Source organism: Paenibacillus sp. JNU01 (assembly GCF_059130585.1).
The window spans coordinates 4,335,573-4,361,516 of the sequence record NZ_CP169723.1; the positions used below are offsets into that span (position 1 = coordinate 4,335,573).

Annotated in this window: 17 protein-coding genes, 17 tRNA genes and 3 rRNA genes; 33 read left to right on the top strand and 4 right to left on the bottom strand. The window is 48.9% G+C overall.

Annotation, left to right across the window (positions count from 1 at the left end; all coding sequences use genetic code 11):
- Nucleotides 1-18: 18 nt before the first annotated feature.
- From NLBNIHML_RS18810 to NLBNIHML_RS18965, 32 genes are all read left to right on the top strand, one after another.
- On the top strand, nucleotides 19-1,929 hold the full coding sequence (locus tag NLBNIHML_RS18810) for a cache domain-containing sensor histidine kinase (protein ID WP_494352514.1): 1,911 nt from the start codon (nucleotides 19-21) through the stop codon (nucleotides 1,927-1,929).
- On the top strand, nucleotides 1,926-3,530 hold the full coding sequence (locus NLBNIHML_RS18815) for a response regulator (protein ID WP_494352515.1): 1,605 nt from the start codon (nucleotides 1,926-1,928) through the stop codon (nucleotides 3,528-3,530). Before NLBNIHML_RS18810 ends, NLBNIHML_RS18815 begins: the two co-directional genes overlap by 4 nt.
- A 47-nt stretch (nucleotides 3,531-3,577) precedes the next feature.
- Nucleotides 3,578-4,123: a GNAT family N-acetyltransferase gene (locus NLBNIHML_RS18820; RefSeq protein ID WP_494352516.1), complete on the top strand. Its 546-nt coding sequence runs from the start codon at nucleotides 3,578-3,580 to the stop codon at nucleotides 4,121-4,123.
- 629 nt (nucleotides 4,124-4,752) lie between these two features.
- Nucleotides 4,753-6,304, top strand: a 16S ribosomal RNA gene (locus tag NLBNIHML_RS18825).
- 314 nt (nucleotides 6,305-6,618) lie between these two features.
- Nucleotides 6,619-9,543: ribosomal RNA gene (locus tag NLBNIHML_RS18830) — 23S ribosomal RNA — on the top strand.
- Nucleotides 9,544-9,617: 74 nt separating this feature from the next.
- Nucleotides 9,618-9,734, top strand: a 5S ribosomal RNA gene (rrf, locus tag NLBNIHML_RS18835).
- Together the 16S, 23S and 5S rRNA genes with 17 tRNA genes alongside form the textbook arrangement of a ribosomal RNA operon.
- A gap of 38 nt (nucleotides 9,735-9,772) precedes the next feature.
- Nucleotides 9,773-9,846, top strand: a tRNA-Ile gene (locus tag NLBNIHML_RS18840).
- A gap of 34 nt (nucleotides 9,847-9,880) precedes the next feature.
- Nucleotides 9,881-9,956, top strand: a tRNA-Ala gene (locus tag NLBNIHML_RS18845).
- Between the two features lies 1 nt (nucleotide 9,957).
- A tRNA-Asn gene (locus NLBNIHML_RS18850) sits at nucleotides 9,958-10,033 on the top strand.
- 4 nt (nucleotides 10,034-10,037) lie between these two features.
- Nucleotides 10,038-10,109 (top strand) — tRNA-Glu (locus NLBNIHML_RS18855).
- Nucleotides 10,110-10,232: 123 nt separating this feature from the next.
- Nucleotides 10,233-10,308, top strand: a tRNA-Val gene (locus tag NLBNIHML_RS18860).
- 17 nt (nucleotides 10,309-10,325) lie between these two features.
- Nucleotides 10,326-10,399 (top strand) — tRNA-Met (locus NLBNIHML_RS18865).
- 25 nt (nucleotides 10,400-10,424) lie between these two features.
- A tRNA-Asp gene (locus tag NLBNIHML_RS18870) sits at nucleotides 10,425-10,502 on the top strand.
- A 128-nt stretch (nucleotides 10,503-10,630) separates the two neighbouring features.
- A tRNA-Phe gene (locus NLBNIHML_RS18875) sits at nucleotides 10,631-10,706 on the top strand.
- A gap of 20 nt (nucleotides 10,707-10,726) precedes the next feature.
- Nucleotides 10,727-10,802: transfer RNA gene (locus tag NLBNIHML_RS18880), tRNA-Thr, on the top strand.
- A 9-nt stretch (nucleotides 10,803-10,811) separates the two neighbouring features.
- Nucleotides 10,812-10,897: transfer RNA gene (locus NLBNIHML_RS18885), tRNA-Tyr, on the top strand.
- A 10-nt stretch (nucleotides 10,898-10,907) separates the two neighbouring features.
- A tRNA-Lys gene (locus NLBNIHML_RS18890) sits at nucleotides 10,908-10,983 on the top strand.
- Nucleotides 10,984-10,989: 6 nt separating this feature from the next.
- Nucleotides 10,990-11,070, top strand: a tRNA-Leu gene (locus tag NLBNIHML_RS18895).
- A gap of 10 nt (nucleotides 11,071-11,080) precedes the next feature.
- Nucleotides 11,081-11,155 (top strand) — tRNA-Gly (locus NLBNIHML_RS18900).
- A 6-nt stretch (nucleotides 11,156-11,161) separates the two neighbouring features.
- A tRNA-Arg gene (locus tag NLBNIHML_RS18905) sits at nucleotides 11,162-11,238 on the top strand.
- Between the two features lie 17 nt (nucleotides 11,239-11,255).
- Nucleotides 11,256-11,334: transfer RNA gene (locus tag NLBNIHML_RS18910), tRNA-Leu, on the top strand.
- 7 nt (nucleotides 11,335-11,341) lie between these two features.
- Nucleotides 11,342-11,415, top strand: a tRNA-Pro gene (locus tag NLBNIHML_RS18915).
- A gap of 11 nt (nucleotides 11,416-11,426) precedes the next feature.
- Nucleotides 11,427-11,497: transfer RNA gene (locus NLBNIHML_RS18920), tRNA-Gly, on the top strand.
- 373 nt (nucleotides 11,498-11,870) lie between these two features.
- Complete coding sequence (iolD, locus tag NLBNIHML_RS18925) at nucleotides 11,871-13,736, top strand: 3D-(3,5/4)-trihydroxycyclohexane-1,2-dione acylhydrolase (decyclizing) (protein WP_494352517.1); 1,866 nt, start codon at nucleotides 11,871-11,873, stop codon at nucleotides 13,734-13,736.
- A gap of 163 nt (nucleotides 13,737-13,899) precedes the next feature.
- Nucleotides 13,900-14,802 (top strand): myo-inosose-2 dehydratase, encoded by a 903-nt coding sequence (gene iolE / locus NLBNIHML_RS18930; RefSeq protein WP_339258374.1) that lies wholly within the window; start codon nucleotides 13,900-13,902, stop codon nucleotides 14,800-14,802.
- Between the two features lie 197 nt (nucleotides 14,803-14,999).
- A complete protein-coding gene (iolC, locus tag NLBNIHML_RS18935; protein WP_339258375.1) occupies nucleotides 15,000-16,010 on the top strand; it encodes a 5-dehydro-2-deoxygluconokinase in 1,011 nt (336 codons plus the stop codon).
- Nucleotides 16,011-16,109: 99 nt separating this feature from the next.
- The gene (locus tag NLBNIHML_RS18940) at nucleotides 16,110-17,585 is read left to right on the top strand and encodes a CoA-acylating methylmalonate-semialdehyde dehydrogenase (RefSeq protein WP_339258377.1); all 1,476 of its coding nucleotides are present in this window, start codon (nucleotides 16,110-16,112) and stop codon (nucleotides 17,583-17,585) included.
- A gap of 69 nt (nucleotides 17,586-17,654) precedes the next feature.
- Nucleotides 17,655-18,707 carry an inositol 2-dehydrogenase gene (iolG, locus tag NLBNIHML_RS18945; RefSeq protein WP_339258378.1) on the top strand — a complete coding sequence of 351 codons (1,053 nt, stop codon included), beginning with the start codon at nucleotides 17,655-17,657 and terminating at the stop codon, nucleotides 18,705-18,707.
- Between the two features lie 112 nt (nucleotides 18,708-18,819).
- A complete protein-coding gene (gene iolB, locus NLBNIHML_RS18950; protein WP_074093115.1) occupies nucleotides 18,820-19,626 on the top strand; it encodes a 5-deoxy-glucuronate isomerase in 807 nt (268 codons plus the stop codon).
- Between the two features lie 214 nt (nucleotides 19,627-19,840).
- Nucleotides 19,841-20,848, top strand: coding sequence for a LacI family DNA-binding transcriptional regulator (locus NLBNIHML_RS18955; protein ID WP_339239131.1), 1,008 nt, complete (start codon nucleotides 19,841-19,843; stop codon nucleotides 20,846-20,848).
- Nucleotides 20,849-21,204: 356 nt separating this feature from the next.
- Nucleotides 21,205-21,738 carry a hypothetical protein gene (locus NLBNIHML_RS18960; protein ID WP_339239132.1) on the top strand — a complete coding sequence of 178 codons (534 nt, stop codon included), beginning with the start codon at nucleotides 21,205-21,207 and terminating at the stop codon, nucleotides 21,736-21,738.
- Nucleotides 21,735-22,235, top strand: a complete 501-nt coding sequence (locus NLBNIHML_RS18965; protein ID WP_339239133.1) for a GNAT family N-acetyltransferase — start codon at nucleotides 21,735-21,737, stop codon at nucleotides 22,233-22,235. The genes NLBNIHML_RS18960 and NLBNIHML_RS18965 overlap by 4 nt, the downstream gene beginning before the upstream one ends.
- Nucleotides 22,236-22,386: 151 nt before the next feature.
- On the opposite strand, the gene NLBNIHML_RS18970 is transcribed toward NLBNIHML_RS18965, so the two are convergent.
- The 3 genes from NLBNIHML_RS18970 to NLBNIHML_RS18980 all read right to left on the bottom strand — a co-directional run bounded on the left by NLBNIHML_RS18970 (nucleotide 22,387) and on the right by NLBNIHML_RS18980 (nucleotide 24,228).
- Complete coding sequence (locus NLBNIHML_RS18970; protein WP_339239134.1) at nucleotides 22,387-22,746, bottom strand: hypothetical protein; 360 nt, start codon at nucleotides 22,744-22,746, stop codon at nucleotides 22,387-22,389.
- 259 nt (nucleotides 22,747-23,005) lie between these two features.
- Nucleotides 23,006-23,806, bottom strand: a complete 801-nt coding sequence (locus tag NLBNIHML_RS18975; protein ID WP_494352518.1) for a DUF4261 domain-containing protein — start codon at nucleotides 23,804-23,806, stop codon at nucleotides 23,006-23,008.
- Between the two features lie 116 nt (nucleotides 23,807-23,922).
- Nucleotides 23,923-24,228 carry a DUF1304 domain-containing protein gene (locus tag NLBNIHML_RS18980; RefSeq protein ID WP_047841175.1) on the bottom strand — a complete coding sequence of 102 codons (306 nt, stop codon included), beginning with the start codon at nucleotides 24,226-24,228 and terminating at the stop codon, nucleotides 23,923-23,925.
- A 316-nt stretch (nucleotides 24,229-24,544) separates the two neighbouring features.
- Here NLBNIHML_RS18980 and NLBNIHML_RS18985 point away from each other — a divergent pair, with 316 nt between their 5' ends.
- Nucleotides 24,545-25,078, top strand: a complete 534-nt coding sequence (locus tag NLBNIHML_RS18985; protein WP_339239136.1) for an MOSC domain-containing protein — start codon at nucleotides 24,545-24,547, stop codon at nucleotides 25,076-25,078.
- Nucleotides 25,079-25,093: 15 nt separating this feature from the next.
- Here the strand turns inward: NLBNIHML_RS18985 and NLBNIHML_RS18990 are convergent, their stop codons facing one another.
- A complete protein-coding gene (locus NLBNIHML_RS18990; RefSeq protein ID WP_494352519.1) occupies nucleotides 25,094-25,933 on the bottom strand; it encodes an AraC family transcriptional regulator in 840 nt (279 codons plus the stop codon).
- Between the last annotated feature and the right edge of the window lie 11 nt (nucleotides 25,934-25,944).

Here is a 25,944-nt window from a genome sequence, read left to right on the forward strand (position 1 = left end):
AAACGAGTTGATTTTTCCATGGGGAAAGGCAGATGGTCTTCATTCATTAATCAAAAGCTGCAACAAAGCAAGCTCTCCACGTTGATGGTGACTTGCTTTATTGCGTTTAACCTGTTGCTCGTCTCGGTTGTCGTCTGGCTGGCATATCAGTCTTTCTCCGCGGTCACATTTGCCGAGATTAGCAAAGCACGTCTGGCTCTTCTGAACGAGAGCACACGTCGGGGATTTGATTTCATTACAGGGGTAACAGGAACCGCCTATGGTTTGGCAAGCAATCGGGAACTGTCCCATCTGCTTGAAACGGCCGATACGGGCAGGCTTGCACAGATTCACCAACGGAGAGAGGTCTCTCGAATCCTGGATCATACCATGGTCGTGAGTGACGGCATTACTTCCATTGAACTGTATACGGATGTCTTTAATGAAGTGACAGTGACGATGGCTGATCGCATATTTCCGGTGGACACCCTCGCACACGACTCTTGGTTTGCAACGCTGGAAAAGGCTGATGCGGCTTGGGTACCGCTGCGTGAGAACGAATCGGGCCAATCTCTGGTCGGATACGCCCAGCGGATTTTCGACAGTCATGGCGGAACGGTTGCCTATGTGCTCATTCGACTGAGTAGAGCGGACATCGTACGCAGGTTCGCTGATGTACCCATGGTGCTTGATGGAAAAGTCTTGTTGGTAGATACGGCGGGTAATGTCGTAATGGAGATGGGGAAAGCTGATCCAGCAGGGGAGAATGTACAATCCGATCATGCTGAAGGTGATGCATTGGACGAACAGGAACGATCGAATAGGAGTAATGAAGTGAGTACAGCTCCAGAAATGGATGATGCCGTAAACGCATCTTCTTCTATTATAGATAGTGCATGGATTCAGGAGCATGTCCAGCCTGGCGCAGACGGATATGAAGTCGTTTCCGGCCAATCCGGAGGTGCGCAATTGGTGCTCTACTCCAGACCAGCCATGCTCCAGTGGCGACTCGTACAGACTATTCCGGTGTACACACTGCTATCTCCGGTCAGACATGCGGGCTGGCAGATTCTCGGTATCGCCATACTGGGACTGTTATGTTCCGCTGTGCTTGCGTACCTGTTCGTGAGGCAGATCATCCGGCCTCTGCGACAATTGATCAAGCGAATGAGACAACTGGAGAAAGGGGACTTCGATACCCGGGTGCACCTTTCGTTTACGGAGGAATACGCCCACTTGGCTTATGGCTTTAATCATATGGCTTCACAACTCACAACGCTGATGGAACAGGTGAAGGAGGAGAGCCGGGCCAAGCGTGAAGCCCAAACGGGCTTGCTTGAGGCCCAGATCAAACCCCATTTTTTATACAACACCCTCGACATGATCCACTGGCGCGCACTCGATTATGAAGCCAAGGATATCAGCCGCATGATTGTGCAGCTTAGCAAGCTGTTACGGATTGGACTGAGTGGAGGAAGATTGTTTATTCGGGTTCGAGATGAGTTGGAGCATGCCCGTTGCTACGTTAATATACAGTCAGAGCGGTTACCGTTCTCCATTCATTATCAGGAGCAGATCGATCCACGTATTCGCGGTTGTTACATTCCGAAGATCATTTTGCAGCCCTTTATCGAAAACGCTGTTATGCACGGGCACCCTGAAGAGGGTACACTTCGAATTCAAGTGTATATGCACGAAGAGGTTGGCCCGCATGAGGATATCGTCATTCGTATTACGGATAATGGACAAGGTTTGCCGGAGGGATGGGAACTCGAAGAGACATGTGGCATCGGTGTACGGAATGTGCATCAACGGATTCAGTTGTATTGTGGAAAGAGGTATGGCGTTCAACTGAGCAATAGAGATTCAGGTGGCGTGGAAGTGACCATTACGCTGCCGCGTATTGAGACCGACGAGCAATTAAATCTATGGCTGGACGGTGAAAAATGATGAAGACCATTATGCTTGTTGATGACGATCCTCATATTGTAAAGGCATTAACCGATCATATCGATTGGTCTTCACTGGGCCTCAGCATTGCAGGTACGGCTTCCAATGGCTTGGATGCGCTGGAACTGTTCCACCGTATGAATCCCGATGTCGTTATGACTGACGTCTATCTACCGGGGATGACGGGGCTTGAGATCACCCAGACGTTGCGACGTGATCATCCCTACCTGCCGATTATCATTCTTAGTGGATATGACGAATTCGAGAACGCCAGGGCAGCCATGCGCTGGGGGGTGAATCACTTTTTGCTGAAGCCGGCTGAGGTTGAGGAGATTGAGTCTGTGCTGCGAGAGGTACTACTGGAACAAGATGTGCGAGAGCGGCATGAGCGGCTGGAGCGGACGTATAAGCAGGAGGTTGGACGGGTACTTCCGTATTTGCGCAAACAGTTTCTTCACGAACTGCTGACTACGCGATATCGGGCAGACGAACTGCCTAAAGAACGCATGGACTATATAGGCATTCATATGTCCTCACAGACACGTGCGATTAGTCTGCAGCTGAATCGCCCCGTATTTTTGACACGGATGAAAGAACGAGATTGGCAGCTTCTCCGCTATGGGGCGGCTGATATTATTCAGGAGACGGTGAAGGATCAGGCAGCGCGCATGAATGGTCAGGTAGAGATTGTTGATTATTCGGACCAGGTATTTGTGTTACTTCTATTAGGTGATAAAGATATATTGGAGGAATGCCTGCCACTCATAGAGCGGATGATTGATCAGATCTTTACGTATCTGAAAATTGAAGTGAGTGCTGGAATCGGAAGATCCAAAAGTCACCCATGTGAGGCAATAGATTCTTATCTCGAGAGCAGAGAGGCAGTGGAAACAGCAGAATTTCAAGGTGGAAGTCGTATCTACCACTACGAGTCATCTGAGGATACAGAAGCAAGAGTGACTGATTATTCATTATTGCTTCGTCAATGGAATGAGGCTTGGGCGGATATTCGACCTGATCTGGCGGAAGAGCTATGGCAGGACATTCACCTTTTGCTGAAAGAGGGTAACTGTGTTGGGATACAGGATGTACAGGTGGTGGCCGTCAGTCTGTTTGACACGTTGATTCATAGCTGGAACCGACTTCATCCCATGTTAACGCCACCGCTGGCGATGAGTGATTTTTTGCGTGAAATTCAATCGAAGTATGCGTTGCATGATCTGGTAAGCTGGATGGACCGTATTATCTGCAACTGGCTGGAACAGATACGCAAGGAGATGGGCGAGAAAAAAAGCAATAAACTCATCGAGCAGGTGAAACAGTATGTGGAGCTTCATTACGCTGAAGAGATTAGTTTTGAAGCGATAGCCAAGGGACTATTCGTACACCCGAAGTATCTGAGTCAACTGTTCAAAAGGGTGACAGGTGAGAATTTCGTGAGTTATTTGAACGGGTACCGAATTCAGAGAGCGCTGGAACTGTTGCAGTCGGGACATTACATGGTATATGAGGTGAGCGAGATGACGGGGTTCCGTAATGCGACGTATTTCAGCCAGGTATTCAAAATGCTTACGGGCAAGAGTCCGTCTGAGGTGGGGTAAGCGATAAGGTAAGTATTTTAACAAAGTGAAGAGGCGGAATGGTTCTTATGATTATCGATCAACAGGAATATTACATTAAAGGCTTATCTTACTCAATTCGATCCGCAGAGGAAACAGATGCTGAGGCCTTGTCTTCACTTCGTGTACAAATGGACGGGGAAACCGAGAACATGGATCGGGAAGAGGGCGAAGCGTATATCGACGCAGCCGGGTTTAGGCGGATCATCCATTTGGATACTGATAAGTCACGGAATCTGTTCCTTGTTGCTGTAGTAGCGGGCGAAATTGTGGGGTATTCCCGATGTGAAGGCAGAGAGTTGAAGCGCTTTTGGCATAAGGTTGAGTTCGGCATGTGTGTAGCCAAAGCGTACTGGGGACATGGGATTGGCAAGAACTTGTTAGCGCAGTCGATTGAATGGGCAGACCAGACAGGGGTAGAGAAGATGACGTTAAACGTAGTGGCATCCAACGAAAAGGCAATTGAGTTATACCAAAAGAGTGGCTTCGAGATCGAAGGTATTTTGAAAAAGGATCGGCGACACGTTAATGGAAAGTATCACGACACGATAGTGATGGGCAGGTTCAAAGACTAATAGTAAAAAAGTGAAGATCACAATTCTATCTTATATACAACCCATGGAGTTCAATTATTAGATTCGGTATCCACATAATAGATAGCAGTGTTATAGAATAGAGATATTGTGTTTCGTATTTTATATAACGAATGTAATGATGCTGGTTGATTAGTTCATAACCTATATTGAGAGAGATTCGACCGGTGAGCGTATATAGGATATAGTAAGAGGATATTGCCATAGGAAAAAGAGATTAATAAAAGATTGAATTAGGTTTAACCATTCGTTTGCTAATGGGATATTTTACAAGTAGTAATTGTGTTGTGTATATGATATATTCTATTTCCGGCCAAAAAAACACGAGAAACAAAGTGTCGCAGGCAAATCAAATAAGCTTCGAAAGAAACTTGAAAAAAAGGCTTGCTAAGTTGGTTCGGAAGTGTTATGATATAAAAGTTGCTGAGGAGAACAACGCTCGGTAACGAAACGAGTTTGATCTTTGAAAACTGAACAACGAGTGAGTAAACATTCTGCTTGCAGAATGAACGCGAAAGTTTGAAACAAGCCTTGGCTTGAATCGACTGGAGCACAATTGAGATTTTTAATCTCGTCAGATTCAAAATGAGCTTATCGCTCTTTTCAATACTTTATTGGAGAGTTTGATCCTGGCTCAGGACGAACGCTGGCGGCATGCCTAATACATGCAAGTCGAGCGGAGTTGATAAGAAGCTTGCTTCTTTGATGCTTAGCGGCGGACGGGTGAGTAACACGTAGGCAACCTGCCCTCAAGTTTGGGACAACTACCGGAAACGGTAGCTAATACCGAATAGTTGTTTTCTTCGCCTGAAGGAAACTGGAAAGACGGAGCAATCTGTCACTTGGGGATGGGCCTGCGGCGCATTAGCTAGTTGGTGGGGTAACGGCTCACCAAGGCGACGATGCGTAGCCGACCTGAGAGGGTGATCGGCCACACTGGGACTGAGACACGGCCCAGACTCCTACGGGAGGCAGCAGTAGGGAATCTTCCGCAATGGGCGAAAGCCTGACGGAGCAATGCCGCGTGAGTGATGAAGGTTTTCGGATCGTAAAGCTCTGTTGCCAGGGAAGAACGCTTGGGAGAGTAACTGCTCTCAAGGTGACGGTACCTGAGAAGAAAGCCCCGGCTAACTACGTGCCAGCAGCCGCGGTAATACGTAGGGGGCAAGCGTTGTCCGGAATTATTGGGCGTAAAGCGCGCGCAGGCGGTCATTTAAGTCTGGTGTTTAATCCCGGGGCTCAACCCCGGATCGCACTGGAAACTGGGTGACTTGAGTGCAGAAGAGGAGAGTGGAATTCCACGTGTAGCGGTGAAATGCGTAGATATGTGGAGGAACACCAGTGGCGAAGGCGACTCTCTGGGCTGTAACTGACGCTGAGGCGCGAAAGCGTGGGGAGCAAACAGGATTAGATACCCTGGTAGTCCACGCCGTAAACGATGAGTGCTAGGTGTTAGGGGTTTCGATACCCTTGGTGCCGAAGTTAACACATTAAGCACTCCGCCTGGGGAGTACGGTCGCAAGACTGAAACTCAAAGGAATTGACGGGGACCCGCACAAGCAGTGGAGTATGTGGTTTAATTCGAAGCAACGCGAAGAACCTTACCAGGTCTTGACATCCCTCTGACCGGTACAGAGATGTACCTTTCCTTCGGGACAGAGGAGACAGGTGGTGCATGGTTGTCGTCAGCTCGTGTCGTGAGATGTTGGGTTAAGTCCCGCAACGAGCGCAACCCTTGATCTTAGTTGCCAGCATTTCGGATGGGCACTCTAAGGTGACTGCCGGTGACAAACCGGAGGAAGGTGGGGATGACGTCAAATCATCATGCCCCTTATGACCTGGGCTACACACGTACTACAATGGCCGGTACAACGGGCTGTGAAGCCGCGAGGTGGAACGAATCCTAAAAAGCCGGTCTCAGTTCGGATTGCAGGCTGCAACTCGCCTGCATGAAGTCGGAATTGCTAGTAATCGCGGATCAGCATGCCGCGGTGAATACGTTCCCGGGTCTTGTACACACCGCCCGTCACACCACGAGAGTTTATAACACCCGAAGTCGGTGGGGTAACCGCAAGGAGCCAGCCGCCGAAGGTGGGATAGATGATTGGGGTGAAGTCGTAACAAGGTAGCCGTATCGGAAGGTGCGGCTGGATCACCTCCTTTCTATGGAGAATCGTTTCCTGTAACGGAAACATTCAAATATGCAGCTTAGCTGCAAACTACTCACTCGTTGCTCAGTTTTGAGAGCTCAAACTCTCAAACAGCTTGCTTTTGCATGGAGCTTGTTCTTTGAAAACTAGATATCGAAACGAAAGTAAATGCGAATTAGAACATTCCTTTTTAGCTGAACTTGTGTATAACAAGTTTCAATAAAAACGGTAGTTAATTGCTGTTGCGATGGTATCGAGTGGGAGCGACTTTTGGCTTTGGACGCAGTCCAAAACAAGGGAAGCGAGCGATCGAAACCGGAGCAATTTGGTTAAGCTACTAAGAGCACACGGAGGATGCCTAGGCGCTAGGAGCCGATGAAGGACGTGGCGAACAACGAAACTGCCTCGGGGAGCTGTAAGCAAGCTTTGATCCGGGGGTGTCCGAATGGGGAAACCCAGCTGGGGTAATTTCCAGTTACTCACAACTGAATACATAGGTTGTGTAGAGGCATACCAGGGGAACTGAAACATCTAAGTACCCTGAGGAAGAGAAAACAATAGTGATTCCGTCAGTAGCGGCGAGCGAACGCGGAGAAGCCCAAACCAAAGAGCTTGCTCTTTGGGGTTGTGGGACGTCTCACATGGAGTTACAAAGGAACCGGTTAAGCGAAGAGGTCTGGAAAGGCCCGCCAAAGAAGGTAAAAGCCCTGTAATTGAAAGTCTGTTCCCTCCGAGACGGATCCCGAGTAGTGCGGGGCACGTGAAACCCCGTATGAATCCGGCAGGACCATCTGCCAAGGCTAAATACTTCCTAGCGACCGATAGTGAAGCAGTACCGTGAGGGAAAGGTGAAAAGCACCCCGGAAGGGGAGTGAAATAGAACCTGAAACCGTGTGCTTACAAAAAGTCAGAGCCCGTTTTAGGGGTGATGGCGTGCCTTTTGTAGAATGAACCGGCGAGTTACGTTCCCGTGCAAGGTTAAGGTGAAGAGCCGGAGCCGCAGCGAAAGCGAGTCTGAATAGGGCGATGTAGTACGTGGACGTAGACCCGAAACCGGGTGATCTACCCCTGTCCAGGGTGAAGGTGCGGTAACACGCACTGGAGGCCCGAACCCACGCACGTTGAAAAGTGCGGGGATGAGGTGGGGGTAGCGGAGAAATTCCAATCGAACTCGGAGATAGCTGGTTCTCCCCGAAATAGCTTTAGGGCTAGCCTCGGAAAACAGAGTCGTGGAGGTAGAGCACTGATTGGGTGCGGGGCCCGCAAGGGTTACCAAGCTCAGTCAAACTCCGAATGCCATAGACTTACTTCCGGGAGTCAGACAGTGAGTGCTAAGATCCATTGTCAAAAGGGAAACAGCCCAGACCATCAGCTAAGGTCCCCAAGTGTGTGTTAAGTGGGAAAGGATGTGGAGTTGCACAGACAACCAGGATGTTGGCTTAGAAGCAGCCACCATTGAAAGAGTGCGTAATAGCTCACTGGTCGAGTGACTCTGCGCCGAAAATGTAACGGGGCTAAACACACCACCGAAGCTATGGCTTGATGCTTGCATCAGGGGTAGGGGAGCGTTGTATAAGGGTTGAAGGTGTACCGTAAGGAGCGCTGGACATTATACAAGTGAGAATGCCGGTATGAGTAACGAAAAGATCAGTGAGAATCTGATCCGCCGAAAGCCTAAGGGTTCCTGAGGAAGGCTCGTCCGCTCAGGGTAAGTCGGGACCTAAGGCGAGGCCGAAAGGCGTAGTCGAAGGACAACAGGTCGAAATTCCTGTACCACCGTAAGCCGTTATGAGCAATGGGGGGACGCAGTAGGGTAGTGACGCGGACTGATGGATGTCCGTCTAAGCAGTGAGGCTGATGTGTAGGCAAATCCGCACATCATAAGGCTGAGCTGTGATGGGGAGCGAAAATTGTAGTAGCGAAGGTCATGATCTCACACTGCCAAGAAAAGCCTCTAGCCAGGTGAAGGTGCCCGTACCGCAAACCGACACAGGTAGGCGAGAAGAGTATTCTAAGGCGCGCGGAAGAACTCTCGTTAAGGAACTCGGCAAAATGACCCCGTAACTTCGGGAGAAGGGGTGCCCCGGTAGTGTGAATAGCACGAGGGGGCCGCAGTGAAAAGGCCCAAGCGACTGTTTAGCAAAAACACAGGTCTGTGCGAAGCCGTAAGGCGAAGTATACGGGCTGACGCCTGCCCGGTGCTGGAAGGTTAAGGGGAGTGGTTAGGAGTAATCCGAAGCTGTGAACCGAAGCCCCAGTAAACGGCGGCCGTAACTATAACGGTCCTAAGGTAGCGAAATTCCTTGTCAGGTAAATTCTGACCCGCACGAATGGCGTAACGACTTGGGCGCTGTCTCAACGAGAGATCCGGTGAAATTTTAATACCTGTGAAGATGCAGGTTACCCGCGACAAGACGGAAAGACCCCATGGAGCTTTACTGCAGCTTGATATTGAATTTGGGTACGATCTGTACAGGATAGGTGGGAGCCTTTGAAGCGTGAGCGCCAGCTTGCGTGGAGGCAACGTTGGGATACCACCCTGATCGTATCTAGGTTCTAACCTGGTACCGTAATCCGGTGCGGGGACAGTGTCAGGTGGGCAGTTTGACTGGGGCGGTCGCCTCCTAAAGAGTAACGGAGGCGCCCAAAGGTTCCCTCAGAATGGTTGGAAATCATTCGAAGAGTGCAAAGGCATAAGGGAGCTTGACTGCGAGACCTACAAGTCGAGCAGGGACGAAAGTCGGGCTTAGTGATCCGGTGGTACCGCATGGAAGGGCCATCGCTCAACGGATAAAAGCTACCCTGGGGATAACAGGCTTATCTCCCCCAAGAGTCCACATCGACGGGGAGGTTTGGCACCTCGATGTCGGCTCATCGCATCCTGGGGCTGAAGTAGGTCCCAAGGGTTGGGCTGTTCGCCCATTAAAGCGGTACGCGAGCTGGGTTCAGAACGTCGTGAGACAGTTCGGTCCCTATCTGTCGTGGGCGTAGGAAATTTGAGAGGAGCTGTCCTTAGTACGAGAGGACCGGGATGGACGTACCGCTGGTGTACCAGTTGTTCCGCCAGGAGCACCGCTGGGTAGCTATGTACGGACGGGATAAACGCTGAAAGCATCTAAGCGTGAAGCCCCCCTCAAGATGAGATTTCCCAGTATGTAAGACCCCTTGAAGACGACGAGGTAGATAGGCTGGGGGTGGAAGTGCAGCAATGCATGGAGCTGACCAGTACTAATCGGTCGAGGGCTTATCCAATAGCAAGTTGTAGTTCGCATGTTTCGTTTCGAATCTAGTTTTCAGAGAACGATCTCTGAAATGTAAGCTACGCGTTTGGTGGCGATGGCGGAGGGGTTCCACACGTACCCATCCCGAACACGACCGTTAAGCCCTCTAGCGCCGATGGTACTTGGACCGCAGGGTCCTGGGAGAGTAGGACGCCGCCAAGCGAAACCCCACTGGGGTATTTTTTTTCGAAAATTGATAAGGGCCCTTAGCTCAGTTGGTTAGAGCGCACCTCTGATAAGGGTGAGGCCGGTGGTTCGAGTCCACCAGGGCCCATAGCAAGACCACAACAAGAAATACAACAGAGTATGGGGCCATAGCTCAGCTGGGAGAGCGCCTGCCTTGCAAGCAGGAGGTCAGCGGTTCGATCCCGCTTGGCTCCACCATTCCCTGATAGCTCAGTTGGTAGAGCACTCGACTGTTAATCGAGTTGTCACAGGTTCGAGTCCTGTTCGGGGAGCCAGTAAGGCCCGTTGGTCAAGGGGTTAAGACACCTCCCTTTCACGGAGGTAACAGGGGTTCGAATCCCCTACGGGTCATAGCAATACCTATTGCTTTAACAAGGGATGAGAATCCCAAAGGTTCGTCGGAGGATAAGCCTCGTGAGCAACTGCTTCGCAGTCTCGAACGAAGTGAGAGTATCCCCTACGGGTCATATAGATGGAGGCTTAGCTCAGCTGGGAGAGCATCTGCCTTACAAGCAGAGGGTCGGGGGTTCGATCCCCTCAGCCTCCACCATATTATCTTTTTAACGACGCGGGGTGGAGCAGCCCGGTAGCTCGTCGGGCTCATAACCCGAAGGCCGCAGGTTCAAATCCTGCCCCCGCAATTCACTTTCCTCGAGAAAGTATTATGGAACCGTGGTGTAGTTGGCCTAACATGCCTGCCTGTCACGCAGGAGATCGCGGGTTCGAATCCCGTCGGTTCCGCCATTATATATATGCTTCAGGGATGAGAATCCGTTTTTGGGTTCGTCGGAGCATTCACTTCGAGAGCATAAGCTAGGCAGTATCGAACGAAGTGAGAGTATCCCGTCGGTTCCGCCATTTTAATTTTATAAGGCTCGGTAGCTCAGTCGGTAGAGCAGAGGACTGAAAATCCTCGTGTCGGCGGTTCGATTCCGTCCCGAGCCACCATTTTTCACACCATGTAATACGCCGGTGTAGCTCAACTGGTAGAGCAACTGACTTGTAATCAGTAGGTTGGGGGTTCAAGTCCTCTCGCCGGCACCATGTAATCCTGGAGGATTAGCGAAGTGGCCAAACGCATCAGACTGTAAATCTGCTCCCGTACGGGTTCGGTGGTTCGAATCCATCATCCTCCACCAGTTTTTCTATGAGTCATTAGCTCAGTTGGTAGAGCACCTGACTTTTAATCAGGGTGTCGAAGGTTCGAGCCCTTCATGACTCACCATTATATGCGCGTGTGGCGGAATTGGCAGACGCACTAGACTTAGGATCTAGCGTCTTTGACGTGGGGGTTCAAGTCCCTCCACGCGCATTCTTTATTTGCGGAAGTGGCTCAGCGGTAGAGCATCGCCTTGCCAAGGCGAGGGTCGCGGGTTCGATTCCCGTCTTCCGCTCCAATATTTGCGCCCTTAGCTCAGCTGGATAGAGCGTTTGACTACGAATCAAAAGGCCGGGAGTTCGAATCTCTCAGGGCGCGCCATTATAACTTCATATTTTGCCGGCGTGGCGGAATGGCAGACGCGCTCGACTCAAAATCGAGTGGGAAACCGTGGAGGTTCGAGTCCTCTCGCCGGTATAGATAACGGGATGTAGCTCAGCTTGGTAGAGCACCTGGTTTGGGACCAGGGGGTCGCATGTTCAAATCGTGTCATCCCGATTTTTTTATTTGCGGGTGTAGTTCAATGGTAGAACTTTAGCCTTCCAAGCTAATAGCGTGGGTTCGATTCCCATCACCCGCTTACATATTGAAAAGAAAGAGATGGTATTCACCATCTCTTTCTTTTTTTGCATTTATAGGCATATGGATCATGAATATATACAGAGATTTCAGATGATATGAGTATGTATCCCAACCTCTTGATACATTCCCCACATTTTTAGACCTGTTCTTAGTAATTCTTGAGGTGTTCCAATGAAGAAGGTTTAGTGCATCTTCGAATACTTGAATATTTTTTCTGTATCACATTTATAAAAACGCTTACAAAAATAGCTTGCGTAAATCATTAACCTGTAATACCATATCAATTAAGCGCTTAACCTTTAGGGGTAAGGCGCTTAAACTTAACGTAGATTAAGCGCTTAACCCGTAAAGGAAAGGAAGGCGATGAATTCATGAATACAATTAGATTAACGATGGCTCAGGCACTGCTTCGATATCTGGATCAGCAATATATCTCGGTTGACGGGGTGGAAACCAAGTTTGTGAAGGGAATCATCGGTATTTTTGGACATGGCAACGTAACAGGCATTGGAGAAGCGCTGGAGCGCAGTCGGGGAAGCCTGAGGTATATGCAAGGCAAGAACGAACAAGGTATGGTGCATACGGCAGCAGCCTATGCCAAGCAGAAGAACCGTAGACAGATCTATGCATGTACAACATCCATTGGACCTGGTGCTTTAAATATGATTACAGCGGCAGCTACCGCAACGGTGAACCGGATTCCGGTTTTATTACTGCCTGGAGATAACTTTGCTACGCGGGAACCGGACCCGGTACTTCAGCAGTTGGAAGTGAGCAGTGATTACACGATCTCAGCCACTGATCCATTTAAAGCCGTAAGCAAGTATTGGGATCGTATTGTTCGTCCCGAACAGTTGATGGTTGCTGCTACACAGGCCATGCGTGTACTAACTGATCCAGCAGAGACAGGAGCGGTAACACTCGCACTGCCGCAGGACGTACAGGCAGAAGCGTACGATTACCCGGAATCATTCTTTGCACGCAAAGTGCATTATCTGGACCGTCGCCCCCCCGTACAAGCAGCGATTGAACGGGCAACGGAGCAGATTGCCCGTGGCAGAAAGCCGCTTCTCGTTGCAGGCGGCGGTGTGTTGTACTCTGAGGCGTCCGTTCAACTCGTGGAGTTCGCCGAGGCATTTGGCATTCCGATCGCCGAGACGCAGGCGGGCAAGAGCGCAGTCTCTTGGGACCACCCACTGAATGTGGGGGCCATCGGGGTTACCGGCTCTCTGGCAGCTAACAGGCTGGCGAGAGAAGCGGATGTGGTGATCGGCGTCGGAACTCGTTTCTCCGATTTTACGACGGCGTCCCGCTCTGCTTTTCAGCATCCGGAAGCTTCATTCATCAACATCAACCTGAACGGTATGGACGCCGCCAAGTTAGGCGGAGAAGCCATTCTGGCAGATGCACGCGAAGGATTGCATGCTTTACAGAAGGAATTGCAGGAAAGACAATACCGTAGTGCATATGGCGCATCCGAAATCGCTGATCTCCGTACTGAGTGGAATGCAGAAGTAGATCGGCTGTATGGAGCACAGCATGAAGCAGGGCTGGCACAGACCACGGCAGTTGGCATAGTTAATCGGACCATTGATCCATCTTCCGTTATTGTGTGTGCGGCAGGCAGTCTGCCAGGAGACCTGCATCGTCTGTGGCGTGCGGCTGAACCAAAGACGTATCACATGGAGTATGGATTCTCCTGCATGGGGTACGAGGTGAGTGGAGCGTTCGGAGCAGCACTTGCCGAGCCAGATCGTGAAGTATACGCCATGGTCGGTGATGGCAGTTATCTGATGTTGCATTCAGAGTTTGTGACCAGCTTGCAGGAACAGAAGAAGATGACCGTTCTATTATTCAACAACAATGGATTCCAGTGTATTCATAATTTGCAGCGAGAACATGGTAGTGACGGTTTCGGCAATGAGTTCCGTTATCGGGAATCCGAGAGTGGACGACTAACCGGGGATTACATGCCAATAGACTTTGCTGCACATGCCCGAAGCATGGGAGCCAAATCCTATAGAGCGGAGACAGCAGAACAGCTGGAACAGGCACTTCGAGATGCGAAGAACGAAACGGTGAGTACGTTGATTGAGATTCCGGTCGTGCCTGGAACCAACGCAAGTGGATACGAGTCTTGGTGGAATGTAGGAGTGCCAGAAGTATCTGCCGAAGAAAAGGTAGTTCATGCTCATCACACCATGCAAGCCAACCGAGCCAAAGCAAGACTTATTTAATCTGATTTAATAGAGCATTTTTTCAGAGCATTTTTCTAAAATAAAGCATTATTTGTACTCCTCACGGTATAAATCGGTGGACGTATTTATCTATACATTGAAACTAAGAGCACTGCATTCCAAGTGAACCATACATGCTGAACGACAAAGGAGACGTGGAGCAATGAGCAAGCTGCCATTCCAGCTTGGGATACATCCGATCAATTGGGTCGGTGAAGATGTGAAAGAGCATGGTGATACGACAACGTGTGCGCAGATTCTGGATGACATTCAGCGCCTTGGGCTGACAGGTACAGAGATGGGACGTAAATATCCAACTGATCCCGCTATACTGCGTGAGGAATTGAGCAAAAGGAATATCAAGCTGATCTCTCAGTGGAAATCCGTACTGTTCTCCGACCCGGCATATCGTCAGTCGGAGCTGGACAGTTATCGCAGACATGCGGAATTTCTTCAATCTATGGGCAGTAAGGTGATCAGTACGGCAGAGGTAGGTGGGTCACTTCATTTTGATCCAAGACGAACTCCGCATGAAAAAGAAGTGCTTAGACTCAGCGAATCGGAATGGCATATTCTTGCTGAAGGGTTGAACGAGGCAGGAGCTATCGCCCATGAACACGGGTTGAAGCTTACGTACCATCATCATGGAGGCACAGTGGTCGAGCAACCGGATGAGATTGATCGACTGATGGAGTTGACGGACCCGTCTCTCGTATATCTGCTCTATGATACAGGTCATGCCTACTATGGCGGAGCCAATCCGCTGGAACTGCTGCGCAAACATTATGATCGGATTGCCTATATCCATCTGAAAGATATCCGCCCTCATGTGCTGGATGAAGCACGCGCGGAGCAGTCTGACTTTGTCGGTTGTATTCGCAGAGGCGTGTTCACCGTACCAGGGGATGGATGCATTGATTTTGAGCCAATTCTGCAAGAACTGATCACACGAGGGTACGATGGTTGGGCGATGCTTGAAGGAGAGCAGGACCCTGCGATTCATAACCCGTATGAGTATGCCAAGCGATCCTTGAGCTATATGGAGTCCTTATACCAACACAGCTAATACAGAAGTAGCGATGGGGAGAGGACCATACTCATGAAGTGAAAAGGAAGAAGGTTAGCAAGAGTATAACGTTCCAATTGGAAAATAAACCTGACCTATTCTAGATGTTTACGAGTCCTCACCAATGGAATGAGTAACTAGTCTAGATATCCATATGCAACAAGTAATATCCCACCACAGAAAGGGGCTCACATGCAATGACTTACGTATCCTTTCCGGTATCCAGGAAGAAGGATTTCACCGCGATTGGTCGCTTGTGCATCGACTTGAACGCCAATGAGATCAATCGCCCGATGGAAGAGACGATGACGTTCACGAAGTATGTTGGCGGATCGCCGGCCAATATTACGATAGGCATGTCTAGACTGGGTATGGAGACAGCTTTTATCGGTAAGATCGCGAATGACCAGATGGGTCGATTCATCCATAGCTATCTGGAGAAGAACGGCATCGACACATCAAACGTGGTCACGGATGATACCGGAGCGGTGACAGGGCTTGCTTTTACCGAAATCAAGAGCCCAACCGATTGCAGTATTTTAATGTACCGGGACAATGTAGCGGATCTGTTATTACGGGCACAAGAGGTGCAGGAACAGTTAATTGCTGACTCTAAAGTGCTGCTAATCTCAGGCACGGCCCTCGCGCAGAGCCCATCCCGTGAAGCCGTATTACAGGCACTAACGTATGCGAAAAAACATGGAACCGTTATTGTGTTTGATCTGGACTATCGCCCATACACCTGGACATCGGACGAAGAGACAGCGGTCTATTATAACCTTGCAGCCGAGAAATGCGATATCATCCTGGGCACACGCGAAGAGTTCGACATGATGGAGACATTTGACCATAATCCGGATCATAGTGATCAGGTGACTGCACAGAAATGGTTTGATTTCTCAGCGAAGATCGTTGTCATTAAACACGGTAAGGAGGGGTCCATTGCTTATACGCGTGAAGGGCTTTCCCACCGTGCGGACAGCTATCCGGCAAAAGTAGTCAAAACGTTCGGGGCAGGCGACTCCTACGCAGCCGGGTTCCTGTATGGGTTGATGCAGGGCTGGACGATTGAGCGCAGTATGGCGTACGGCAGCGGCGCAGCAAGTATCGTTATTTCGAGCCATAGCTGTTCGGATGCGATGCCAACGGTAGAACAGGTGAATGATTACATCGAACGTTGCAATCGGGGCGAGATTACCGCGCTCTGAAGCAGATTGCAATACTTTGAATAACACGCTCATACAGATCAACATCACTAATATCAGTTGAACATAAGGGATCACACATAAGCGAAGGGAGACAGGGCTATGGGAAAAGGGATTTCTGAAGCGTCTGCAACAGCCACAATGGTAAAAAACTGGATTGGGGGTGCCTGGGTGACCCCAGCGGCAACCCGTACCGAGCCGGTTGTGAATCCGGCTACAGAAGAGGTCATTGCACATGTGCCACTGTCTGAACAAGCGGACGTAGATCTGGCTGTACAGACGGCACGGGAAGCGTTCAAGTCCTGGAGCGGCACACCGGTTCCACGCCGTGCACGTATTCTGTTCCGATACCAGCAGTTGCTGGTCGAACACTGGGAAGAGCTCGCCCGCCTGGTAACGCTGGAGAACGGCAAAAGCTACGCCGAAGCGTATGGTGAGGTACTGCGTGGCATTGAGTGTGTCGAGTTCGCGGCAGGTGCCCCGAATCTGATGATGGGTAAACAACTGCCTGATATCGCGACAGGACTGGAGTCAGGCATGTATCGTTACCCAATCGGAGTTATTGGGGGAATTACCCCGTTCAACTTCCCGATGATGGTGCCGTGCTGGATGTTCCCGCTGGCTATTGCATGCGGTAACACCTTTGTCCTGAAACCGTCCGAGCGTACACCGCTCCTTGCAGGCCGCCTGGCAGAGCTGTTCAAGGAAGCAGGGCTTCCGGATGGCGTGCTCAACATTGTACACGGTGCACATGATGTCGTGAACGGTCTGCTGGAACATAAGGATGTTCAAGCGATCTCCTTTGTCGGATCACAACCTGTAGCTGAATACGTCTATACCACTGCATCCAAGCATGGCAAACGGGTACAGGCACTCGCGGGTGCCAAAAACCACTCCATCGTTATGCCGGACGCCGATCTGGATCTAACGGTAAAAGAAATTACGAGTGCAGCCTTTGGCTCAGCAGGGGAACGCTGTATGGCATGTTCAGTTGTTGTGGCTGTGGGTGATGTGGCTGATGAACTGGTACAAAAACTGGTGGAAGCAGCAGATCGTATTACCATTGGTAATGGTATGGATGAGGGCGTGTTCCTCGGTCCTGTTATCCGTGGACCACATAAAGAGCGTACACTCGGTTACATTGAATCCGGAGAGCAGGAAGGTGCGGCATTAATTCGGGATGGACGTAAGGATCAGGCGACAGATGGTTCGGGTTATTTTGTAGGGCCAACGGTATTCGACCAAGTGGAGAGTAATATGAAAATCTGGCAGGATGAGATCTTTGCTCCAGTGCTTTCGGTGGCAAGAGTATCTACCCTGGAGGAAGCCGTTGAGCTGGCAAACCGCTCCGATTTTGCTAATGGTGCGTGTCTGTTCACCCGCAGCGGGGCAAGTATGCGTCAATTCCGTGAGACAATTGATGCGGGCATGTTGGGTATTAACCTAGGCGTACCTGCACCAATGGCATTTTTCCCGTTTTCCGGTTGGAAAAAGTCCTTCTATGGTGATCTGCATGCCAATGGTACGGATGGTGTTGAATTCTACACTCGCAAGAAGATGGTAACGGCGCGCTGGTAACAACCAGAGCATAACTCGGGCTAAGGGGAACGCTCAGCCCATATGGACGCACATAGGGAGGATAACGGAATGGGCAAGGACAAAGTGAGAATTGGCATCATCGGTGCTGGACGGATCGGCAAAATTCATGCAGACAATCTCCTGCGTAACCCGCATGCCGAGATTGTGGGAATCAGTGACTTGTTTGCAGGTCCTGAATTGGAGGCATGGGCCTCCACACGTGGCATCCCTGTTGTAACAACGGATAGCAGTCAGTTGATCTCGATGCCTAATGTAGACGCGGTGCTGATCTGTTCTTCAACAGATACACATGTGCCGCTGATCGAACAGGCCGCCAAGGCAGGCAAACATATCTTTTGCGAGAAGCCAGTCAGTATGAATCTGGCACAGACCCAAGCGGCTGTAGCAGCGGTTCAGAAGGCGGGCGTGAAGCTGCAAATCGGGTTTAACCGCCGTTTCGATCACAACTTCAGACGGGTACGTGCTCATGTGCAGGATGGTACGATTGGTGATCCGCATATTATCAAAATTACGTCTCGCGACCCGTCTCCACCACCTGCGGAGTATATCCGGGTGTCTGGCGGGATCTTCATGGACATGATGATCCACGATTTTGATATGGCCCGTTATCTGTCAGGAAGTGAAGTGGAAGAAGTCTACGCTCAGGGCAATGTGTTGATCAATCCGGTCTTTGCAGAACATGGCGATGTGGATACGGCAATTGTAACGATGACGTTTGCCAACGGGGCGATTGGTGTTATTGATAACAGCCGTCAGGCTGTATACGGGTATGACCAGCGTGTAGAAGTATTTGGTTCAATGGGCAGCGCCGCAGCGGCGAATGACCATCCGAATACGGCTGAGATCAGTACAGCGGCCGGGCTAATGCGCGACAAACCGTTACACTTTTTCCTGGAACGTTACAATGAAGCGTATGTGCAGGAGACAGCTCTCTTTATCGATGCGATCATCCACGATACACCCGTTATCGTAGATGGCCACGATGCAGTACAGGCAGAGCGAATTGCGCTGGCAGCAAAAATGTCCATGGAGCGGGGAAGACCTGTGAAGCTGAGTGAAGTCCCTGGGTTGTCCCTGGAATCGCAAACGGCAACGCCATAAGTGGATGATTAAAGTCACTTTTTCTGGATAGAGCGCATGAATAAGTCCAAGTTTTGTTTTTTTATAAGGTTCAGATTGTTGTGGATGACTACAGAAAGGAGTGGATAGCAAGATGTCAGAACGTATTGTGAAACCCGTGGTCAACCCGGAGGGAGACGGTACACTTATCAACGTAACACCGGAGTCGGCCGGGTGGGAATATGTTGGATTTCAGGTAGCGAAGTTGGCAGAAGGGGAGACGCTAACCCGTGAGAGCGGTGATCAGGAACTCTGTGTGGTGCTTCTCAGTGGTTTCGCCAATGTAAGTACCCGCGAGCATACATGGGATAATATCGGAAAAAGAATGAGTGTTTTCGAGAAAATTCCGCCGTATTCAGTCTACGTCTCAACTTCCGATCAAGTGCAGATCACAGCACGTACCGAACTGGAAATCGCTATATGTGTTGCACCCGGTAAAGGCACGTACCCGGCTCGTCTTATTGCACCTGAAGATGTAGGGGTAGAGGCGAGAGGGTATGGCAATCTGGAACGCCAGATTCATAACATTTTGCCGGAACAAAAGGAAGCGGACAGTCTGCTCGTTGTTGAGGTGTTCACACCAGATGGGCATTGGTCTAGTTATCCGCCACATAAGCATGATCGGGACGCACTTCCGGATGAATCTTTGCTGGAAGAGACGTATTATTTCCGTGTACAGCCTGAGCAGGGGTTTGCCATTCAGCGCATATACACGGATGATCGCTCTGTAGATGAGACGTTGGCAGTGAAGAATGGCGAAGTGGTGCTTGTTCCAGACGGATATCATCCGGTAGGTGCCCCTCCGGGGTATGAGGTCTACTATCTGAACGTTATGGCTGGCCCAACCCGAACTTGGAAATTCCATAACGACCCTGACCATGAGTGGTTGATGAAAAAGTAAAACAGTTCATGCTACGCAGATTGTGCTCACTTCAGGTTGCGTATGCAGACTTCCCCCTGCATAATGAGAAGAGAACAATGATGTATGCGAATCAATTTCATAACTCACTAAAAATGGATTTCTGTAACTTAGCCTTGATTGAAGCAGCTAAAGGTATCATGAAATTGACTCATGTATAACGCAATTTATATATAGCAAAAATGGGGAAAAAACAATGAAAGCAACCATATACGATATAGCACGCGAGGCGGGGGTATCCATTGCAACCGTCTCGCAGGTCATTAATGGCAAAGGCAAGATCAGCGAGAAACGGCGCGCGGAGATTATGGAGATCATGGAACGCCTTCACTATCAACCCAGCGCAATCGCAGCTGCACTTACAGGCAAGCAGACGTATACATTGGGGCTGCTCGTACCGGACATCTCAAATCCGTATTTTGCAGAACTCGCCAGAGCGGTGGAGGATCGTAGCCGTCAATTGGGCTACAGCGTGGTCATCTGCAGTACGGATAATAAGGACGAGCGGGTAGAGCGTTACCTGAACCTGCTCCAGCAAAAAAGGGTCGATGGCATGATGATCGGAACCGGGATCGATAATGCCGAAATTTTATCTCCCCTCCTGCAACAATCGATACCTGTTGCTCTGATTGCCCGTCATATGCCATCCCTGTCCGTACATACGGTCACCATTGACGACATACTCGGCGGGGCACTCGCAGCGGAGCATCTGCTTGAACTTGGGCACACCCGTGTAGCGGTATTGTCGGAACCGTCCAAAGTCAGCAGCAGTCAGGAACGTGTACGCGGATTCCGTGAAGCATTGATTAAGGCAGGTTATACGTTGGAACCGACTCAGATCCGAGAATCCGCAGCTGACTTGAGTTCGGCCAAAAAAGAGGCGCTACTGCTGCTCCGTGAGGACGATCACCCAACAGGTTTGTTCTGTTGTAATGACATTCAGGCCATCGGTGCTCTTCAGGCAGCCAAAGAGCTGGGGCTACGTGTGCCAGAGGATGTGTCGATTATCGGGTTTGATAACACCATTCTAGCCTCGGTAACCAGTCCACCGCTTACGACTGTAGCCCAACCAATTGAAGAACTGGGGCATCGCGCTGTAGACCTGTTGATAGAAGAGTTAAAGGATGAGCGTAAAGAACCGCAGAAGATTGTGCTGAAGCCTGAGCTGGTTATCAGAGACTCGGCAGGCCGCGTATTGCGCTGATAAAATTAGGTTGTTTCGATGTAACCTAACAAGGCGTCAGTCCAAGTTGATATGCGTCATATCCCTGTGTGGAGATCCGGATATCGTTTGACCTCACATTCTGAACATGTACGGTAACAAAATAACAGATAAGCCGCGCTCGCCCTATGGGTGAACGCGGCTTATTGACGTACATTTTAAATTATTATTTTAGCTACTAGTGGTATTGAGAGAATAACATAGTATAACAAAACATTATCGATTGCATAGCAGCAGTAAATAAGAATAACTATGGAAGAGAAGAAGTATGATGATATACTGGAAAGTATCATTAATTACCATTTTATATATGTTTTGTGGTGTGTGGAGGGAGAGTTATGATTAAAAGAATTAAGATAATTATGGGTGTCGCTGCAATTATTGTTGTTGCAGCTATTGCGGCGCGTATGTATACCTCTGGTCAATATGCGATGTACATCCCCAGTAAACATACGACGTTTCGAGCTGAGGTGACAGATCATATGAGCATGCTGGATCGCTTGGATCGACTGACCATTAGAAAAGTTTCAAGTGCAGATCCGAATAATGATGAGGATGAAGTGACGATCACAGATCCCAACGAGATTAGGGATATGCTGAAGTTGTTAAAGGATGTTGAACTTAAAAAGGTTCGGGAATTGCACGTTTCCGAAAGGAATCCGCATTACTACGAGTGGCGAGTTACCATTAACAAAGAAGGTCGCTTTACCGATCGATTCGGACTGACCTTCTATAATGAACATTCCCTCTCAATCTACAGCGAGGCGAAAACAAGAGATAATCTGGAAGAATACGAGATTACTAATGAGTTTAGCCTGAATGAGATGGAACGCCTATTTGAAAAACTGAAGGAGGAGCAAACAAGACCGTGACCAACTATCATGTCCGTCCGATTGAGGAAGAAGATATCCCTTTTCTGTGGGAGATGTTATACGCATCCCTGCATACACGAGAAAATGATGAACCTCTCCCAATCGAAAGTGTTCATACACCTGAACTGTCCAAATACGTTGAAGAATGGGGAAGGGAAGGAGACTTCGGATATATTGCAGTTGACCAACATAACCGAAGATTAGGTTCAATAACATTACGATTCTATACGGATCAGAATGCGGGATACGGTTATGTGAATGCAGCTACGCCAGAGATGGGGATGGCTGTAACACAAGATGCACGTGGAAAAGGAGTAGGTACCTTACTGCTTCAGAGCGCATTAGATGAGGTGGAACGGAGGGGAATTGAAGCAATCTCCCTCAGTGTTGATCCCGATAACCAAGCGATTCGCTTGTATAGGCGGTCAGGGTTTGTGGAGAAAGGCCTCTGTGGTACATCGGTAACGATGGTACGAGTGAGTACTTCGAAATCTTAAAGGATAAGCGATCGTTCTATAAAGTAAGAAAACAAGGGTAAGCAAAGTATTCCTGCATAATAAAGGCGCTTCCTCATGGGAAACGCCCTTTTTTTACGTGAAGCACATACATATTACATATTTCTTTGAACTCACGTTGTAATACCTCAATTTATTTCAACAAAAATGCCAAAGCCTCGTCATACGTTTCCCATTGGAATTCCGTCTGATGCGCTGATTCCTTGGAAATTCGATTCAATTGCATTTTGGCGATCGCACCGCCTACAGCTACACTAGCCCGCTTCATACCCCAATCTAGCAGTAATTTCTGATGCTCCACAATTTTTTCTTTGGTATCCTGAGGAAATGCCTTCATCGTTCTCATGTCCACGAGCACATCAAACGAATTTCCCAATTGCGCCGCTATTCTCTGAATTTCTTTATTCGCTTGTTCGACATGTTCAGGAGTAACAATACCTTCCCAGATAATTTCAATAATAGGTTTAGTTGAATCCAAACGTCTAACAGACATGTAGGCAACTCCTCGATTATAAAATAATATGTAATATATGAGACTATAAGCCTATTAATTATACCCTTTTATAACGAGAATGAAAACTGAAATCATAATATAGTGGTTCTTATGGACTACTTTTTCCTAGCGAAGTTAAATTCAGGGATTGTTCTCATATCGTCATTGGCAGGAGATTGAATAGCTAAAAGCCATCCAGAGGATGAACTCCGGATGGCTTCAATAATTGTAACATGATAAAGTGAAAATCCTGCGTCAGTTAGAAGCCAATCTTCAAACTGTTACCTTCCGTTGCTACACCTTTGGATAGGGAAATGCTTAGCTTTTGTTCTGCCGAGAAACCGAGTGTCTCCCCATCATGCAGTGTGACGTCGTTTTCAACCACATACGTTGTGGTCATGAACATCATCTCAAATACATCGCTTAAGGCTTCAGACGATTGTATAATCTCCATCTCTTCTTTTCCAAAGTTACGTAGTCCGTAAGTATAAGCTGAAGCGCCTTCGGCATTTTGAAATAATCCGATGAAAATCCAGAGCGAGACGGGCAACTCATCATGTTTGATCCCACGGCTGGTTTCGACATACTGACTGGCTTCCACGACAAGGGGGGCCATGTATATTGCCAGCGCGTGATCCAACTGTAACAAGGCACTCGCTGTTTGAGTGAACAGAACATGTCCTTCAATTGCATTGGTTGCGTTCAGAACCGAAACAATAATCTGAGACTGATGCCGTGAGGTAACTTGCTCCGCTTCTCGCCAAAGGATGTTTAGCCTGGCATTCTCCTCAACTTCACGATCTGGTACAGGCACGGCAATATGAGCGCATACCACCTGCATTCCATTCACTTCGAAAAAAAGATTGCCCTCCTCCGGTCGTTCCTCAATCTCAATATTCCATTCGTTCTTCATATTTCTGATGAAGAGGTCAAAATCACAATCGTCACGCTCCAGTAGGACAAAACCCACGATGGTCTCACTGTAATTCGTGGATTCGACAGCATCACTTGCAGGCACCTTTTCCTTTTTGCGTCGCCGAAGCTTATCAAACAATCCCATGACATGTTCTCCTTCCGATCCCAGATTGATTCTGGTCATTGTACACTGCTATCTATTCACTACCTTACCATAACGGAGTTAAGATGAATCGCAGCAATGCACCTATCGACAGGAAATTACAGGAACAGGACCAGCAACAATGCAATGATCGCAGGCAATCCTTGTTTGATGATGATCGACCGTGAAGACGTTGCTCCTCCATACAGAGCCGCGATAATCACACACGCCAGGAAGAAAATCTGAATATGCTGTCCAACGGCAGCATCCGGATATACGAGTCCCCAGATCAGACCTGCCGCAAGAAATCCATTGTAAAGGCCTTGATTGGCCGCGAGCGATTTGGTGGATTTGGCGAATTCCGGCGTGAGATTGAAGGTTTTCATTGTGCGTGGTCGAGTCCACATGAACATCTCCATCACCATGATATAGAAGTGTTCGACAGCTACAAGAGCTACAAAAATGATGCTAATCAATGGAAACACCTTGCTTTCTATATGTAATTTATTTACTTGTCCATCCTAGTATAAATGTTTGCAACGAGAACGGAAAGAGTAAAATTAATTTATAACAATTTAATTGTGTATTATTTAAAATGCGTATCATTTTCCAATTGAGTTATAATGTTAAAAATAAAGATTTGTACAAAGGTAAGCATACGCCGATTGTCGGCAATCCATTCACTGGGTAATAATGAACAATAAAGAAAGTGATATTGCTGAGGAAAGGGAGGAGATTACTATGGGAACGGTTCAATTTGTCTTGCTGGCTGATGATCCATCCACATTTTTGACCCGAGTTGTCCCCTTTATCGATATTGAGCTTGCGGGAATTCCGGGTGACCGTCATTATGGTCTGCTTCGTCCAGCGGACTCACGTCAGAAAATCTACAAGCGCGGTACACCCATTGCGAATCGCCGCCAGATCAGTATTGTGTCCGAAGAAGAATGTGCTCTTATTGCAGAGAAAATGAATATTCCTGAAGTGCGTCCAGAGTGGCTGGGTGCCAACATACTGGTCCGTGGCATTGATCGATTGACGGAACTGCCTGCTGGAACGCGGCTTTTATTTCCGAACGGGACAGGGTTAATATGTGAAGGGGAGAACCTCCCCTGTGTACATCCGGGGAAAATGATTGAACAATTCTACAAACAGGACGGTTTGCGTAAAAAATTCGTGCCTGCGGCTCGCAAAAAACGTGGGATTGTGTGCTCGGTTGAGCGGGAAGGTGTAATCCATACGGGGGACACCATAGAGGTCATTCGCCTGTCCTGATGTTCAGGACAGGTCCTATTTGATCAGGCCCCGGCGCTCACCATTCGGATGTCTAGAGTGGTAGTACTCCTCTGGTGTACTGCCAATAATAGATTTGAAATCTCGGATAAAATGGGATTGGTCATGATATCCAAGGTCCTGGGATAGCTTAATCAGGTCACAGTGAAGACCGCGGTCCATCAATTCCGCAGCATTTTGCAGACGATACAACTTAATTACGGTTTTGGGTCCGATGCCCACATACTGATTGAACAGGCGTTGAAGCTTTCGGGTATGCATATTCCAATAGGAAGAGAGATCATTTACTCTCAGCATCTCCCGGTTCTGTTCAATCTGTTGCACAATATCGTTAACCATTCTTGCTTGAGCATCTTCAGCAGGAAGGTGTGTACATAATAGCTGGTCAATGTAACTGGTTTTATCCGCATCATCCCCCGCCCCAAGAAGCCGGTCTTCCAAGGATTCCGCTGTGACGTCAAGAATATTGGATACATTCATCGGCTGTCCGTACAAGGATGAGACAGGAACCCGGAGGAAGGGATAAAAGCCTCCTGGCTTGAATTTCACGCCAAATACACGACCTTTCCCACTCACAAGATAGGAGAATTTACGTCCGGATGGACCGAAGAAAAACGTATGGTTCCGTTCCACAACCAGATTGACACAGGGGTTAGGCACGACATGTTGGGGATGCGGTTCAAGTCCCGTCAGATCCCAGGATACGATCCAGTAATGTTTAACAAAAGGGCGAAGTGCTTCGGAAGGAGCATGGCGTGTCAGTTGATACTTATGATCACCTTCATTCAGATTCAGCAGGCCCATACTTGGTCTGTCTCCTTGTTCTACCTGTTTCATCCGAATCATTC